Below are 17,226 nucleotides of genomic sequence, written 5' to 3' on the forward strand. Positions count from 1 at the left end.
AATAACCTTTGTGCCAAAGTTTATAGAAACCTGTCAAAAAAATTAAAATGGAAACAAAAGAATTGAGCAAGGCGCAAAAAACAGAACAAAAAATTCAATTGGTCAAAGGAGAGTTCACCCGATCCGAAGCCTCTTTTGTTGTGAATGCCCTATTAGATGAAAAAATCAACTTTCACAAAATTCAAAGGCTTCAAATCTGGGAAGGAGATCACGGACGGGAGACCAACCAACTTGATGGTCGTATTGCAGAGCTTGAGGAAGAAAAAAGAATTGCAAAGGCTTTTATCAAAGAGGCGTCCAATTTGGGGCACACCTTCAAAATAAATGGTACCCTTGAAATTACCATCAATTCTTAATACTGTTTTAAGCACACCAATTCGAGCACCTTACACGAATAACAATAAACTTTAAAGAATTTAAAATGCAGCTGAAAAAGAAAATTTTTTTACCAATTTTGGGCATGGTTTTTCTAATACTTTTGAACTTGTTTTCCTTTATGAACGGAGCTATTTTCCTAGATAAGCTCCTAGCCTGTAGTTTTATTCTAACCATTGTTTTTGTAGGCAAAATCCGTGAAAGCTTGGTTCAACCTTCACAAAAGGGGAAAATCAAACAAATTAAGCATCAAAGCTATAGGGAATCTCACCCCCCTCTCGCCAGAAGGGCATTATAGGTTGTTTGGCTGGGACAAAAGTAAAAAAGGCGGCTTGTACATTCAAGCATGGTATCATGGAACCAAAAAGGAGGCGAAATTCGCCTCCTTTTTTATATCAAGGAAAAGGTTGACCTAAAAGAGTGCTTTCGAATTTGTCCATGCAATAACATTGACTAATTTGCCATTATAATAGGTTACTTCTCTAAAAGCTTCTTCGTTGGTTTTCCATTCTCTTTTGTCCGAAAATCCAATAGTACTAAAAAGTAAGTAGGAAAGACGTTTCCCTATTTGGTACGGAACGCACCTTGATGTTTCCTCCATGCAGATGCATAATCTGTTTGGACAAACTGAGGCCAATACCGGTTCCTGCATTTTTGGTAGTAAAAAAGGGCACAAAGATTTCGTCAATAAGATCTTCTGGAATTCCAGGGCCGTTATCCCATACCTCGATAAACTTTTTACCTATTTCGTTGGTGCCAGACAGAATTTTAATAGTTCCTTTTTCCTTGCCTTCCAAAGACTGCGAGGCATTCTTGCAAAGATTGATCAGTATCTGGGAAATTTGTTTTTCATCAATAAAAAGCTCTAGATTTACGGGATCTGCCTTTGCTTCAAAGTAAATGGCATTGTTTTGGCTCTGCTGATCCATAAGGGTTTTTACATTGTCCAACAACTTTTGTGCGGGAACCAAGGTTTTGTCCGGAGGCGGTAAACTCAAAAAACTACGATAGGATTGTACAAAATCCATGAGATTTCTTCCTTGCTCCTGTATTACCCCTAAACCCTTGGCGGTATTTTTTACCAAATCCTCGGTGATGTATTCGGAAGGCGCCAAACCATCTTTGGGCTGATAGTATTTCAAAATGGACTCTGAAATAGAGGTAATAGGGGTAATGGTATTCATAATCTCATGGTTCAATACCCGAATAAGGCGTATCCATGAATCGGTTTCCTTTTCGTCCAATTCTTTGTGGATATCCTGAACGGTCACTAGCAAAAGGGATTGCCTATCTAAGGACATGGAAGTTGCCTTTACGGCCAGATGGGTTTTTTCACGCTCGTTGGTCAATTGCACAAGCTCGCGATCAAAAGGTTCCAACTTTGCGAAAATTTCATAAAGGCTTTGATCCACTTGGGCCAATTGTTTAATATGGTTCAACGGTTTGTAGTTCAACAGCTTCTCCAAAGTTGGGTTGGAAAACAGAATGTGGCCCTTTTTGTTGAAGGTCATGATACCAATATTGGCCTGTTTTAAAATTTGTTGGTAGTACTGTTCCCGAATCTGTAGTTGAAGATGAACTTCTTGAATAAGTCCGTTTACCCGGTTTAGACTTCGGTTAAGTTCTTTGAAGGATTCAATGGAGACCCTTTCAGGGAATCGTAAGGTGAAGTCCTCATTTTTTATGGCATCAAAAAAATAAGCGATTTTTCGATTGGTGGAATTAATGAACGTAATCAAAAAATAGGTCTGGGACACCAAAAGTATAGCTAGGATACCTGTGGCAAGGAACCATTGATTCACATATGAAATGGCCAATGCAATGGAAGTGGAGGTGATGAGCAGCACCCTTAGGATAAGTTGAAAATAAAAATTGCGACTTGCCATCAGTTGCCCAATTTTTTCAATTTATTGTAAAGGGTCTGCCGGGAAATTCCCAATTGCTCGGCCGCGGCACTATAATTCCCATTATTTTGTTTTAAGGCATTGTTGATCATAAGAAGTTCCATTTCCTCAAGGGTGTTGGGCCCGGTTTCCATGGAAATGGCCACGGAGGCGGTCAATAAAAAATCCTCAGGTTTTAATACAGCGCTCTCGGAGAGAATAACCGCACGTTCCAAAGTGTGCTGTAATTCACGAACATTCCCCGGCCAACTATAGGCCGTTAATTTTTCTTGGGCGGCCTGATTTATACGTAGACCCTGTTTCCCATATTTGGACATGAACCTGTTGAGATAAAAATCGGCCAATATCAGAATGTCTCCTTCCCTTTCCCGTAAAGGAGGGACATTGATTTGAATGGTATTGATACGATAAAGTAGATCTTCCCTGAAGAGGCCATCGGAGACCATTTTCTCCAGATCGCTATTGGTAGCGCATATAAGCCGGATATCGACCGGAATGGATTTGTTGGATCCCACACGTACTATCGTCTTATGCTGAATAGCGGACAACAATTTGGCCTGTGTCTGCAATGATAAATTTCCAATTTCATCAAGAAAAAGGGTGCCTCCGTTAGCGGCCTCGAACTTTCCGGCTCGGTCTTCCTTTGCATCCGTAAATGCCCCTTTGAGATGCCCAAAAAGCTCGCTTTCAAAAAGGGATTCGGAGATGGAACCCATATCTACGGAAATGAATACTTCTTGGCTACGATGGGACGTCCGGTGGAGTTCACGGGCAATTAATTCCTTCCCGGTACCATTTTCACCAGTAATCAAAACGTTTACATCTGTTTTGGAAACTTTGCGGGTTAAGTTAAGAACGGAATGTAACGCCTTGGAATTTCCAATGATGTACTGTTTCTTTTGATTGATGACCTGTTTTAGGTTGTCTTGTTTCTGCTTTAGCTCCTTAACCTGTTTTTGTGACTTCCGTAGCGCGTAGGCCGATTTTACGGTGGTCAACAACCTTTCATTGTTCCAGGGCTTTAAAATAAAATCGGAAGCTCCTTCCTTTATAGCCTTTACGGCCAAATCTACAGCCCCGTAGGCGGTCATCATGATTACGGAAATGTGGGGTGCTTTCTTTTTAATTTCCTTTAACCAAAACAGTCCTTCGTTACCCGTGTTTACTCCAGCGGAGAAATTCATATCCAATAGAACAATATCCAAATTCTGAAATCCAGGGAAGGAAGATATCTGGTTGGGATTGGAGATAGTCGCAACATTCTTGTATTCAAATTGAAGCAATATCTCCAGGGCGCTCAGCACACTTTTGTTGTCATCGATCACTAAGATATTGGCGTCTAGCATGAAAAAAGGTATGCGCCCTTTTCGTAGGGCAGAAATTATAATATGGATTCAAATCCCTGCGAATATGTGGGAACAAATCCGGCAAAACCATTTGCAAAAAGGAACGGATTACTTCATGCATCGCAAAGACCTAATAAAGCTACAATTTGAAATTGAGTTTTTTAAACCAGTGTCAATTTTTTGGACACTATCTGTATAACTTTTTTACAGTCGGAATACTAACCAACATAAAAATAAATTGTAAAACACTGTATTCCAACACTATAAATATTTGGCACAACAATAGCGTACATTTTGGCACAAGGATTACAAAATGAATTTAAAAGTAAAAATCATCATGTTCCTCATAGGTTTTATTTCCGTACATCTGTCGGCCCAACAAAAGTGGTCGCTGGATGAATGTGTATCCTATGCCATGGAGCACAACTTACCGCTTAACGATTTTGAATATACGGCCCAGTCCAATAAGGAGACCTATAGGCAATCCATCCGGAATCTGCTACCTGACATAAGTGGACGAACAGATTACGTCATCAACTTTGGGCGTAGTACTGACCCTTTTACCAATGACGTAGTAACTACTGAATTTTTTTCCAATAGTTATAATTTGAACGCATCCATAGATTTGTTCCAAGGCTTTCAAAAGCTGAACTCCATCAAAGCCTCCAAATTTTTATACAAGGCCACCAAAGAGGAAGCCCTTCAGCAAAAATACCTGTTGGCATTCCGAGTGATGCAGGCCTTTTACGATATTCAGTTTTTTGAGGGATTGGTCGCTATTTCAAAGGAACAAGTGGCGGTGTCCCAATCCAATTTCGATTTGGTAAAAAAACAAATTGAATTGGGCCTTATGGCGGGTGCCGATCTTTATGAGGCGGAATCCCTTTTATTGGCCGATAAATTGAACCTTACCCAAAGTGAAAATCAGCTGGTAACGGCAAAGCTGCAACTGATTCAGGAAATGAACCTTGAAAACACTGATGATATTACTATACAACCTGTGATGGCAAAAAAAGAAACCCCTGATGAATCGGTACAAATCCAATCTGATTCCATCTTTGCCGAGGCCCAAAGCTTTTTACCCTTGATCAAGGCACAGGAACTTCGGGCGAAGGCCGCAAAAAAACAGGTTGCCGCGTCCAGAGGAGTATTATATCCTTCATTGTCCCTATTTTGGGGCGTAGGTACTGGATATTTTGAAACGACCCGGGACACTTTGGAAGGAAATACCATTCCCTTTCGCCAACAATTCCGGGACAATACCTTTCAATTTGTCGGGGTTGGTCTTAACATACCCATTAGCAATAGATGGGCCAATCGGTCTAGGGTAAAGCAGAATAAAATTGAACGTCTTAGGGCAGAGAACAATTTGGATGTACAAAAACAGGTCCTCTTTCAGACCATTCAACAATTGGTTCAGGAATATAAGGCCCTTCAGGTAGAATATGAGCAAAGTGGTCAAAACGTAGAGGCACAGAACCTGGCCTTTACCATTGCCCAAAAGCGATACGAAAAAGGATTGATCAATGCGCTGGAACTTTTTACGGCTAAAAACTTGTTTGCCAGCGCCCAAAACACAAACTTACAGGTAAGGCTCCGTTTGGAAGTCAACAAAAGCACATTGGATTTTTATAGGGGCCTACCGGTATTTGACATTAACTAAAGGAAATACGATTTATGGATATTCAACTTGAAAAGAAAAAAGGACTACGACCAAAACACTACGGCTATATTGCCCTAGGGGTATTGTTACTTTTTACGGCATATCAACTACTGTTCGCCAGTTCCGTTTCCACCTTTCGGACCGAAAAGGACAAACTTTCCATAGCGGAGGTCACCCAAGGGAAATTTGATGACTACATTACCATTAATGGCTTTGTGGCCCCTATTACCACCATTTATATGGATGCTTATGAAGGAGGCAGGGTGGCTGAAAAATTGATTGAGGAAGGGACCATGGTCAAAAAAGACGATATCATTCTGAAACTGGATAATATTTTTCTCTATGAGCAGATATTACAGAGCGAGAGTAGTTTGGCATTGAAACAGAACGATTTGCGTTCTACGAAGTTGACTTTTGATTCACGCCAAGTAGAAGGGCGAAGAAATTTAGCCACCGCCCAAAACGACCTGACTCGGACAAAACGGAACTATGAACAGAATAAGTCCCTTTATGAAGAGGAACTCATATCGCAAGAAGACTATCTAGTCTCTAAGGAGAACTATGAACTGTCACAAAAACAGTATGAGATAGTAAAAGTGCAAACGGAGAACGATGATGAATTGAGAAATAATTCCTTGCCGGTTTTGGAAGCCGATTTAAACCGCATGCAGAAAACATTAGGCATGGTCTATCAGCGCCTGGATCATTTAAATGTAAGAGCACCGGCAGACGGCCAATTGGGTTTTTTGGATGCGGAGATCGGCCAGAACATTTCCCAGGGCCAGCGTATCGGGCAGATCAATGTGCTTACCGATTTTAAGATAGAGGCCGACATAGATGAACACTATATAGATCGGGTGCAACGTGATTTGACCGCTATTTTGGAACGAACAGGCAAGGAATATCCGTTGCGCTTGCGTAAGGTCTATCCCGAAGTTCGGAATGGAAAATTTAAAGTGGATTTGGTCTTTACCGAAGAAAAACCGGAAACCATACGGACCGGGCAAAGCTATAATATCAAATTGCAGTTAGGCGAATCATCGGATGCCTTATTACTGCCCAAGGGAAGTTTTTTCCAAAGCACCGGAGGTCAGTGGATTTTTGTCGTCGGTAACGGTGGCGATGAAGCTATAAGACGTAATATCAGAATCGGGAAACAAAATTCTAGATTCTATGAGGTGCTTGAAGGATTACAGGATGGTGAAAATGTAATAACGAGCAATTACGACAGCTTTGGGGAAGCGGAGCGGATCGTGTTGAAATAGCTTCTAGAACTGTCGTATCAGCTACCCGAAAACGAAGCGAGACATGAGCGGAACTAAAGGGGAAGAATAAAAAGCACACAAGCGAGATACTAAAAAAAGAAATAAAACTGTCACCAAAACGAAATTTGGAAGTCCTTAATTATAACGCGTAAAACCCAATCAGGAAATGATGATACAGATTAAAGAATTAAAGAAGAGTTTTAGAACCGAGGAAGTGGAAACCTTGGCTTTGAACCAAGTAAACCTAAAAGTGGAGGAAGGCGAATTTGTAGCCGTAATGGGGCCGTCCGGTTGTGGGAAGTCCACCTTATTGAACATTATCGGTATGCTGGATAATCCTACCGAAGGCAGTTACCAGTTTGCTGGCCATGAAGTGGCCGGACTCCGGGAAAGCCAACGGACCCAATTGCGAAAAGGGAATCTGGGTTTTGTATTCCAGAGCTTTAACCTTATCGATGAACTTACCGTCTTTGAAAATGTGGAGCTTCCTTTGATTTACCTTAAAATGGGCAAAAGTGAACGCCGGGAAAAAGTGATGAAGGTTTTGGAGCGGATGAAAATCGCACACCGGGAGAAACACTTCCCACATCAATTATCCGGAGGGCAACAACAGCGTGTGGCCATTGCGCGTGCAGTAGTGACCACCCCTAAATTGATATTGGCGGATGAGCCTACAGGTAATCTCGATTCCAAAAATGGATTGGAGGTTATGAACCTGCTAACGGAACTCAACCAAGAGGGTACTACCATAGTTATGGTAACACACTCTGATCACGATTCGCATTTTGCACATCGCATTGTAAATCTTTTTGACGGACAGATTGTTACGGAAAGCCAGAATAGGGCTATTGGCGCCACGGTCTAGACTTGTCCGGGGCCTAATAGCCTGGGATTAAGGAGTTTATTCATCAATCATCAGATACTGAAAAGAACCCTGAGGGTCAGTATCATAAGGCGAGAGGGCCATGTTTAAAAACTATCTAAAAATCGCTTGGCGAAGCCTAAGAAAAAGAAAGGGCTTTGCTGCCATGAATACCCTTGGACTTGCCCTAGGTTTTGGAACTGCGGTTTTGGTCTTTCTCTTTGTAAACCATCACCTTCAATTCGATACTTTTCATCATAATTCGGATAGGATTTATAGGTTCGTTACCGAAGAGCACCATGGAACAGTTTACTATTCTGCTAGTGTACCCCCAGGTTTTGCCAATGCCTTTAAAGAGGATTATGATTATGCCGAAAAATTGGCGAAAATAGCGGATTGGAACGATATCATTTCCATAGAAGAAACCAATCTCAAAATAAAGGTGGACGAAGGCATTGCGTTTGCAGAACCTGATTTTTTCGAGATATTTAATTTTCCGCTTGTTGACGGCTCCAACGATATTGACATTTCCAACCCGAATACCGCCGTCGTTACAGAGAGCATGGCCCGGAAACTATTTGGGTCGCAAAACCCGATCAATAAAACGTTTGTTTTAGGTAATAAGGAGACCATAACCGTAACCGGAATTCTCAAGGATCTTCCAAGGACGTCACTTATACAAAGAGACATTTTCATATCGTTTGAAACATTTAAAAAATACCATGATTTTTTAGGAAGCGAAAGTTGGGGAGGTATCAGTTCCGGTTTTCAATGCTTTGGCCTTTTACGTCCCGATCAGGACATTGCACAGATAGAAGAGGTGCTTTCAGGCTATGTTACCAAATTTCTACCAGAGGCCAAAAATGTCCATCATTACAAATTACAATCATTGGCCGATATTCACTTCAATTCAAAATACGGAGGTGGCGTCGATGTTAAGGTATTATGGATTTTTTCCCTAATAGGGTTCTTTATCCTTATCGTGGCCAGCATCAATTTTATAAATATTTCTACGGCCCAATCCGTTACCCGATCTAAGGAAGTGGGGGTCCGGAAGGTCTTGGGAGGCTTTAAGTGGCAGTTGTTCGGGCAATTTATGACCGAGACCTTTATGATTACCTGTTTTGCACTGGTATTGGGAATCTTATTAAGTATAGCTTCCTTGCCCTATTTCAATACACTTTTTGACCTACAGCTTTCCAGCTCGGATCTTTTACAATGGCCTTTTCTCGCATTTGGGCTTTTGATTCTCGGGGGAATCACATTACTCGCTGGAAGCTATCCAGGGATTTTGTTGGCACGGATTACCCCGATCTTAGCTTTAAAAAGAAAGCTTAACCAGAAGGATTCGGGAGGGTACCTTACCCGGAAAGTATTGGTCACCACACAATTTGCCATATCCATTTTGCTCATTATCGGGGCAATTGTAATCAGCAAACAGATAAAGTTTGCCATAAATTCCGATTTGGGATTTGACAAATCGGCAGTAGTCATGGTTAGGATGCCGGAAAAGCTGGAGTCCATTAAGCTCAAAAGTATCAAGGAACGCATAGCCAGCTTTTCGGGAGTGGAAAAGATTACGGCCTGTTTTGCATCTCCTGGTGCAGCGGTGAACCGATGGGGCACGAATCTAAGGTACAATATCAATCCAGAGGATGAAGAGTTCTCCATACAGGCAAAAATTGCGGACAAAGATTATCTCAGCACCTTTGACCTACAACTTTTAGCCGGTCGTAACTTTTATGAAAAGGACTCGGTAGATGAGGTTTTGGTCAATGAAACCTTTGCCAAAAGGATAGGTGCAAGTTCATTGGATGAGCTGTTGGGGAAACCCTTGACCTTGGCCGGAGGATACATCAAGGCCAATATTGTAGGGGTCATCGCTGATTTTCACGATGGGGACTTTCATGAGAATATCAACCCGATATTTATTGCTCCGGAACCCGGTAACTATAGCGAATTGGCGATAAAGATTAACATGCCTCACGCTAAGGAAAGCTTGCAGCATATTGAAAACGAATGGACAACGCTTTTTCCAAATCACATTTTTGATTACGATTTTCTGGACGACCGTGTTGCGGAACTCTATGAAACGGAGCAACGCTTTCTTTCATTGATCAAGGTTTTTTCGGGAATGGCCATTTTTATCGGTTCGCTGGGCATCTATGGATTGATTCTGTTTTTTGTAGTACAGAAAACCAAGGAAATAGGTATTCGAAAGGTATTGGGAAGCAGTGTTCTGGGCATCTTGTGGTTAATTACACAGGATTTTTTAAAGCTCATCCTGATTGCGGGAATCATTGCCTCTCCCTTGGCCTGGTATTTCATGGGCAATTGGCTGGAGAACTTTGCCTACCGTACGGAGATTTCATGGTGGGTGTACGGTATGGCCAATGGGAGCCTACTGCTGATAACCTTGTTTACGGTAAGCTACCAAGCCCTAAAGGCGGCCAGGGCCAATCCGGTAAAAAGTTTACGTACAGAATAAAGGAATGAGTATCATCAAAAAACGAATGGATCATGCTTAAAAACTATTTAAAAATTGCTTGGCGAAGTCTTAGGAAACAACCTTTTTTCACTTTTCTAAACACTTTTGGACTAGCCATTGGAATGGCAGGCGGACTCCTTATCGCCCTCTATATCCATGATGAATTGAGTTACGATACCATGTTCCCCGATGCGGATCGCATACATCGTGTTAATGCGGATATCAAGTTTGGAGGGGAAGATCGCAAATTTGCCGTTACCCCGGCCCCGATGGCGGAGGCCATGGACAATGATTTTTCCGAAGTAGAGCTTGCCACACGATTTCGTACAAGAGGCAGTATGCTGATCAGAAAGTCGGGTACCGAAGTCAATGTTAAGGAATTACAATCCACTTTTGTGGACTCCACCTTTTTTGAAATGTTTGATGTAGCTCTTTTGGTAGGAGATGTAAAAACTGCCCTAAGGTCTCCTAATACCCTGATACTGACCAAATCGGCCGCCGAAAAGCACTTTGGTCTTCAAGATGCTTTAGGTCAAAACCTACTTTTGAACAACACGGAAACGTATACGGTTACCGGAGTAATAGACGATTTCCCTAAAAATTCATTCCTCAGGGATCATACAATTTTTATGGCCATGGCCGGTTACGATGACTCCCGTGTGGTAAACTGGGGCAGTAATAACTATCAGACGTACATCAAGCTAATCCCATCTGCAGACATCAAGAATTTGCAAGTGCCGTTACGCGGCTTTTTGGGCAAATATGTAATTCCCGGGGTGCAACAATTTATGCCAGGCATTACCGAGGAACAGTTCAAGGCTGCGGGAAACCACTTGATCTATAGTACCATTCCGTTGACCGATATACACTTGAAATCCGATAGGGTGGCCGAAATAAGCGGCAACAACAATATTAAAAGCATATACATACTTTCTTTTATCGCGATATTTCTAATTGTTCTGGCCAGCGTAAATTTCATGAATTTAAGTACGGCCCATTCTTTAAGGAGGGCCAAGGAAGTTGGCATACGAAAAACACTCGGGTCTAATCGGAGTGCGCTGATCCGTCAGTTTTTGATCGAGTCCGGTCTGGTTTCTTTCGGTTCACTTTTGGTAGCTTTTGTTCTGGCCATCCTGGTTTTGCCCTATTTTAATATTCTGGCGGATAAGGATATTTCCATGCCTTATGCCAATCCTTTCTTTTGGTTGATTTTGTTGGTTTCGGGATTTGTCCTGGCACTGTTTTCCGGAAGCTATCCGGCATTTTTCATTTCAAAATTTGTTCCGGTGAAAGTGCTAAAGGGCACAGCAGGCAATAGTTTAGGAGGAGGGGGCATACGAAACGGGCTGGTTATCTTTCAATTTGCGATTTCCGTTTTTTTGATAATCGGCACCTTGGTCGTTTATCAGCAATTGCAGTATATCCAGAATAAGGACCTTGGTTTTTCCAAAGACCAAGTGCTGATCGTTAACGATGTTTTTACTGCCGGAAATCAGGTTGCTTCTTTTAAGGAAGAGGTGAAAAAACTAGGTTTCGTCAATAATGCTACCCTGAGCAGTTTTTTTCCGACACCTTCCGGCAGGTCGGATAGTGTTTTTGCTCCTGAAGAAGGGGCCACAAATCAAGAAAATGCCGTAAGCATGCAAACATGGGAAGTTGACCATGATTATGTATCGACCATGGATTTTGAGATTATCGCAGGGAGGGATTTTGACCGGGCTTTCAAAAATGATTCAACAAGTATAATCATTAATGAATCCGCAGTCGCTACCATCGGGGGTTCCCCGCAAGATGCCATAGGTAAGCGTTTTACAAAGGATCTGGGCTCAGAAAACCCTAAGTATTTCACAATTATTGGAGTGGTAAAGAACTTTCACTTTTCCCCGTTTAGGGAAGAAATAGAAGCCTTGAGTCTTCATTTGAGCGGTTGGGCGAGTTCAATGGCCGTAAAGTTGGAAACCGGTAATTTTTCAAATGCAATAGCAAGTATAGAGGGGGTTTGGAACAAAGTTGCGCCCGGCCAACCCTTTGATTATTACTTCATGGAAGATTCATTTAATGACACCTATAAATCCGAACAACGTCTGGGCCGCATTTTTATCATATTTACAACCCTGTCCATTTTAATTGCTTGCCTCGGATTATTTGGATTGGCTGCCTTTAATGCTGAAAAAAGAACCAAGGAAATCGGGGTAAGAAAGGTATTGGGGGCCAGTGTGGGCCAAATTTCATATCGGCTCACCATGGACTTTATAAAGTTGGTCGGGGTGGGTATACTCATTTCATTGCCCATAGGGTGGTATGCCATGGAACAATGGCTTCAAGATTTTTCCTATCGCATTGAAGTCAGTTGGTGGATATTGGCCTTTGCAGCCTCATTGGCCGTTGGGATTGCCATAGTAACGGTTAGCTATCAAAGTATCAAGGCAGCGGTAGTAAACCCTATAAAAAGTTTGCGTACGGAATAATCAAAAAATGAACGGTCATGTTTAAGAACCACTTAAAAATTGCTTGGAGAAACCTAAGAAAAAGGAAAAGCTCCACGTTGATCAATATCATTGGACTGGCAATTGGTTTTAGCTGTAGCATTTTGATTTTCCTTTTTGTATCCCACCATCTTCAATACGATAATTTCCATAAGAATCCGGACCGTATTTATCGAGTTGTTACAGAACTTCATAGAGATGACATCGGTTACAGGGCCAGTGTTCCTCCTGGGTTTGCAGAAGCCTTTAGAACAGACTATGACTATGCGGAGAAAGTGGCGAATATTGTAAGTTGGGAAGATCAGCTTATAAGCGATATCGCTCAAGCCGGGGAAGAACGTTTTAAGGAAGATATTGCCTTTACCGAACCTCAATTTTTTGACATTTTAAATTTTCCCTTACGTGAAAGACTCACGGAAAGGAGCCTGGTGGAGCCCAATACTGCATTTATTACAGAAAGTACTGCCCAAAGGTTGTATAAAGGAGAAAATCCGTTGGGAAGAACCTTTGTTCTTGACAATTTGGAAACCATTGAAATAATTGGAGTATTGGAAGACCTTCCCGACAATACGGTAATCAATGTCGATATATTTCTCTCTTATAAGACCGTGGCCAGCTATAATGATTTTTTGGCAAGTGGCACTTGGGGCGGAATAATGTCCAGTTTGCAGTGCTATGCATTATTGAACCCGAATCAAAATCAAGCTGATATCGAGGCAGTGTTGCCAGAATTGGTCGAAAAGCATAGATCTGGTAGAAAAAATGTACACCATTACAAACTACAGCCTTTGGCGGATATTCACTTTAATGCCAAGTATCCAGGAAGTATTGATTCGGATCTGTTATGGATTTTTGCGCTGATCGGACTCTTTTTGATAGGGATAGCCTGTATTAATTTTATCAATATCTCTTCGGCGCAGTCATTTATACGATCTAAGGAAATTGGGATTCGAAGAGTTTTAGGAAGTCATAAGGGTCATCTTTTTTGGCAATTTATTTCAGAAACGTTCCTTATCGGGTTTTTTGCTATACTGGTGGGGGTAGTTATTGCGATAATGGCCTTGCCCCATCTAAATAGTCTTTTCGAATTACAACTTTCTTTATATAGCCTGCTTGATTTTAAGACAGTGGTGTTCCTATTGTTCCTATTGTTCGCCGTTTCATTTGTTTCCGGTAGCTATCCGGCAGTTTTATTAGCTCGGATAGTACCCGTATTGGCCCTCAAAGGAAAATTTGACCAAAAGGATGCCGGTGGTCAGGTAACCAGAAAAGTACTGGTTACGGTACAGTTTGCAATTTCCATTATGCTCATTGTGGGCACATTGGTCATTGCCAAGCAAATAGACTATGCCGTGAATGCCGATTTAGGGTTTGACAAAGAAGCTATACTTATGGTCGATATTCCGGAAGAATTGGAAACGGAACGGCTCAATGGACTAAAAGAAAGAATCTTAGGAATTTCAGGAGTTACCAAGGCAACGGCTTGTTTATCCAGCCCAGGTGCAGCCAAAAATGACTGGGGCACGGCTGTGCGCTATCACAACAGGCCCGAAAATGAAGAATTTTCCATTCAGGCTAAATTGGCCGATGAGGATTATGTAAATGCATTTGGCCTAAAACTTATAGCGGGGCGTAATTTTTATGCCTCTGATTCCATTCAGGAAGTAGTGGTGAACCAAACCTTGGCCAAAAAATTGGGATTGGCTTCCGTTGAAGAACTTTTGGGAAAAAAGTTGACCGTATCCGGCACACCTGCTTCCATAGTCGGGGTAGTGGCCGATTTTCATGACCAAAACTTCCATGAAGCCATTAGTCCCATATTTATTGCACCCAACAAAGATGCTTACAGCGAATTGGCGATTAAAATAAATGGTCGAGATGTAAAAAGCACCTTGGAAGCCATTATGGAACGTTGGCAGGCGGTATTTCCCAAATATATTTATGACTATCGTTTTATGGACGACCGCGTTGCAGAACAGTATGAATCTGAACAACGTTTGTTGGCCTTATCCAAAGTGTTTTCTGTTTTGGCCATTTTCATATGCTGTATGGGCCTATATGGTATTATATCATTTTTCGTAGCACAGCGAACAAGGGAAATAGGAATACGCAGAGTGTTGGGAGGAACAATTGGGCATATTCTCGGCCTGTTCACAATCGATTTTTTCAAACTTATCTTAATTGCCGGCCTGATAGCGTCTCCCCTGACCTGGTATTTTATGAACAATTGGTTAGAAGGGTATTTGTATAGAACGGCATTAAGCTGGTGGGTTTTTGCGGCGGCCATTGGCGGAGTCGTATTGATTACATTGACGACAATTGGTTATCAGGTCATAAAGGCGGCATTGGCCGATCCGGTAAAAAGTTTGCGCACAGAATAAAAGAATAGGATATCATCAAAATAAATCATGTTTAAAAACTATCTAAAAATTGCTTGGCGGAACCTAAAGAAAAATAAGACATATTCGGTAATCAATGTAGGCGGGCTGGCTATTGGAATGGCCGTGGCGCTAATGATCGGGCTTTGGGTGGCGGACGAATTGACGAGGGACCATTACTTTGGGAATAGGGACCAGATTGCCCAAGTGTATCAGAATCGCACAAGAAATGGAAGTATCGATACTGGGAATGCTATTCCCAGGCCTCTAGAGTTTGTGCTCCGAGAACAATATGGAGACCATTTTAAACATATTGTAATGGCATCATGGGAATGGAAGCAAAGCCTGGAATATAACAACAATGTTGTTTCCCGTATGGGGAATTGCGTGCAAGCCGGGATCACCGATATGTTGGACCTTAAAATTGTGAATGGCCAGAGAAATGGCCTTCAGGATATTGATGGTGTTATGTTGGACGAATCCACTTCCCAAGCCCTTTTTGGATCGGAGGACCCCATAGGAAAGGTTGTCCGGATAAATAATGAAATTGATGCAACCGTAACCGGCGTTTATGAAGATATCCCTTTTAATAATTCGTTCCATGGCCTTCAATTTTTGATGCCTTGGGAAAGGTATTTGGCATGGCGCGAATGGGTTTCCGAGGCTAGGGATAATTGGAACAACAACTCGTTTCAGATGTTCGTACAAATTGCGGACAATATGAACATGGATGAGGTAACCGCTACGATCAAAGATGCCAAAAAAGATCAACTTCCCGAGGCCCAAAGCAATCCCCAACTTTTCCTTCTGCCCATGAAGGATTGGTATTTACGTAACAATTTTGAAGAAGGTCGCCAATTAGGCGGCCGGATTACCTATGTTAAGCTATTCGGATTCATTGGGATACTCGTATTGTTGTTGGCCTGCATCAATTTCATGAACCTGAGTACGGCACGTTCTGAAAAAAGAGCCAAAGAGGTTGGGCTTCGCAAAACGATAGGCTCAAATAGACGCCATTTGATACATCAATTTCTTGGGGAATCTTTTATGGTCACCCTTTTGGCCTTCTTTTTGGCAGTTATCCTGGTGTTGGTCTTCTTGGACGGCTTTAACCAATTGTCCGGAAAAGAGGTGCATTTTCCATGGGGAAGCCCAATATTCTGGATGGCTTCTTTGCTCTTTATCTGTCTTACAGCATTAGTATCCGGGAGCTATCCGGCTTTATATCTGTCTTCCTTTAAACCTGTGGAGGCCTTTAAGGGCAAATTTAAAGCTGGTCGACTTTCGGTGCTACCCAGAAAAATTTTGGTGGTAACACAATTTGCAGCTTCGGTGGCCTTTATCATCGGTACCCTTGTGGTACTACAACAGATACGGTTTGTAAAGGACCGGCCTGTTGGCTATGATAAGGAAGGGCTCGTACAAATTCCGTTAGCAGGGTCTGATTTTTTCTGGAAGCAAACACTAATGCGAAGTGAATTGCTGGCTTCTGGTGCCATAACCGAAATGTCTACCTCCAGTGCACCTACCACTGAAGTATGGTCCAATACGGGGAATTATACCTGGGACGGAAAACCGGACGATTTTCAGGTGAGCTTGGCTTGGACACTGGTATCGCCGGAATATGTCAAGTCTCTCGGTTTGGAGGTTATCATGGGAAGGGATTTCTCCAGGGAATTTCCTACGGATTCAAACACCGTCCTAATTAATAAAACTGCCATGAAATATATGGGCTTCTCCAATCCTATTGGTAAATACCTAAGGAATTCGGATACCGAGAGCCCCGATCCTCCCTTGAAAATCATCGGGGTGGTTGAAGATATGATTGTACAATCTCCTTTTGAGCCGGTAAGACAAGGGGTCTATGCATTCGACAAGTATGGCGCGACCAACTTTTATAACCTTCGTTTAAACCCACAAAAAAGTACTGGTGAAAGCCTTTCTCTGGTAGAGGGTGTATTTAAGAAGCACTTTCCCAAAACTCCTTTCGACTACCAGTTTGTGGACAACCAATATGCCATCAAGTTCCAATCGGAGGAGCGTGTGGCCAGTTTGGCCGGGATTTTTACGGTTTTGGCCATTTTTATTAGCTGTTTGGGACTCTTTGGCCTTACTGCCTTTGTGGCGGAACAGCGAACTAAGGAAATAGGGGTGCGCAAAGTATTGGGTGCTACGGTATTCGGATTATGGAAAATGCTTTCCAGGGACTTTTTGGCCCTGGTCCTTATTGCATGTACGGTAGCTGTGCCCATAGCCTTTTATATAATGGGGGGATGGTTGCAAAATTATACGTACAGGATCGACCTTTCGTGGATGCTATTTGCAGCTGCCATTTTCGGAGCGCTATTTATCACGGTAATAACGGTAAGTTTTCAGGCCATAAAAGCTGCCAATACCAACCCTGTAAAAAGTTTACGGATGGAGTGACGTTAAGCGATACAATACATCATCGAAAATGA

10 protein-coding genes are annotated in these 17,226 nt (G+C 42.2%); 8 read left to right on the forward strand and 2 right to left on the reverse strand.

All coding sequences use genetic code 11. The annotated features are described in order from the left end of the window. Positions 1–47: 47 nt before the first annotated feature. Entirely contained in the window at positions 48–356 is a 309-nt protein-coding gene (locus D7Z94_RS03320; protein ID WP_120710085.1) for a hypothetical protein, read from the forward strand. Between the two features lie 555 nt (positions 357–911). Here the strand turns inward: D7Z94_RS03320 and D7Z94_RS03330 are convergent. After that, on the reverse strand, positions 912–2,261 hold the full coding sequence (locus D7Z94_RS03330) for a sensor histidine kinase (RefSeq protein ID WP_120710088.1): 1,350 nt from the start codon (positions 2,259–2,261) through the stop codon (positions 912–914). Next, positions 2,261–3,625 (reverse strand): sigma-54-dependent transcriptional regulator, encoded by a 1,365-nt coding sequence (locus tag D7Z94_RS03335; RefSeq protein WP_120710090.1) that lies wholly within the window; start codon positions 3,623–3,625, stop codon positions 2,261–2,263. Before D7Z94_RS03335 ends, D7Z94_RS03330 begins: the two co-directional genes overlap by 1 nt. A 313-nt stretch (positions 3,626–3,938) precedes the next feature. Between D7Z94_RS03335 and D7Z94_RS03345 the strand changes: the two genes are divergently transcribed. The 7 genes from D7Z94_RS03345 to D7Z94_RS03375 all read left to right on the forward strand — a co-directional run bounded on the left by D7Z94_RS03345 (position 3,939) and on the right by D7Z94_RS03375 (position 17,194). After that, positions 3,939–5,288, forward strand: a complete 1,350-nt coding sequence (locus D7Z94_RS03345; protein WP_120710093.1) for a TolC family protein — start codon at positions 3,939–3,941, stop codon at positions 5,286–5,288. Between the two features lie 14 nt (positions 5,289–5,302). Then, entirely contained in the window at positions 5,303–6,553 is a 1,251-nt protein-coding gene (locus D7Z94_RS03350; protein ID WP_120710094.1) for an efflux RND transporter periplasmic adaptor subunit, read from the forward strand. 169 nt (positions 6,554–6,722) lie between these two features. Then, positions 6,723–7,418 (forward strand): ABC transporter ATP-binding protein, encoded by a 696-nt coding sequence (locus D7Z94_RS03355; RefSeq protein ID WP_120710096.1) that lies wholly within the window; start codon positions 6,723–6,725, stop codon positions 7,416–7,418. A gap of 100 nt (positions 7,419–7,518) precedes the next feature. Continuing rightward, positions 7,519–9,903, forward strand: coding sequence for an ABC transporter permease (locus D7Z94_RS03360; RefSeq protein WP_120710099.1), 2,385 nt, complete (start codon positions 7,519–7,521; stop codon positions 9,901–9,903). A 32-nt stretch (positions 9,904–9,935) separates the two neighbouring features. Further along, a complete protein-coding gene (locus tag D7Z94_RS03365; RefSeq protein WP_120710100.1) occupies positions 9,936–12,371 on the forward strand; it encodes an ABC transporter permease in 2,436 nt (811 codons plus the stop codon). Positions 12,372–12,388: 17 nt separating this feature from the next. Further along, complete coding sequence (locus D7Z94_RS03370) at positions 12,389–14,770, forward strand: ABC transporter permease (RefSeq protein WP_120710101.1); 2,382 nt, start codon at positions 12,389–12,391, stop codon at positions 14,768–14,770. A 27-nt stretch (positions 14,771–14,797) separates the two neighbouring features. After that, the gene (locus D7Z94_RS03375) at positions 14,798–17,194 is read left to right on the forward strand and encodes an ABC transporter permease (RefSeq protein WP_120710102.1); all 2,397 of its coding nucleotides are present in this window, start codon (positions 14,798–14,800) and stop codon (positions 17,192–17,194) included. Positions 17,195–17,226 lie beyond the last annotated feature (32 nt).

Source organism: Ulvibacterium marinum, from assembly GCF_003626755.1.
Taxonomy (GTDB): domain Bacteria; phylum Bacteroidota; class Bacteroidia; order Flavobacteriales; family Flavobacteriaceae; genus Ulvibacterium; species Ulvibacterium marinum.

Bases quoted from the DNA above. Each gene is read 5' to 3' on its own strand.
- D7Z94_RS03330 (WP_120710088.1), bottom strand. From the start codon at position 2,261: ATGGCAAGTCGCAATTTTTATTTTCAACTTATCCTAAGGGTGCTGCTC.
- D7Z94_RS03345 (WP_120710093.1), top strand. From the start codon at position 3,939: ATGAATTTAAAAGTAAAAATCATCATGTTCCTCATAGGTTTTATTTCC.
- D7Z94_RS03320 (WP_120710085.1), top strand. From the start codon at position 48: ATGGAAACAAAAGAATTGAGCAAGGCGCAAAAAACAGAACAAAAAATT.
- D7Z94_RS03335 (WP_120710090.1), bottom strand. From the start codon at position 3,625: ATGCTAGACGCCAATATCTTAGTGATCGATGACAACAAAAGTGTGCTG.
- D7Z94_RS03365 (WP_120710100.1), top strand. From the start codon at position 9,936: ATGCTTAAAAACTATTTAAAAATTGCTTGGCGAAGTCTTAGGAAACAA.
- D7Z94_RS03355 (WP_120710096.1), top strand. From the start codon at position 6,723: ATGATACAGATTAAAGAATTAAAGAAGAGTTTTAGAACCGAGGAAGTG.
- D7Z94_RS03370 (WP_120710101.1), top strand. From the start codon at position 12,389: ATGTTTAAGAACCACTTAAAAATTGCTTGGAGAAACCTAAGAAAAAGG.
- D7Z94_RS03360 (WP_120710099.1), top strand. From the start codon at position 7,519: ATGTTTAAAAACTATCTAAAAATCGCTTGGCGAAGCCTAAGAAAAAGA.
- D7Z94_RS03375 (WP_120710102.1), top strand. From the start codon at position 14,798: ATGTTTAAAAACTATCTAAAAATTGCTTGGCGGAACCTAAAGAAAAAT.
- D7Z94_RS03350 (WP_120710094.1), top strand. From the start codon at position 5,303: ATGGATATTCAACTTGAAAAGAAAAAAGGACTACGACCAAAACACTAC.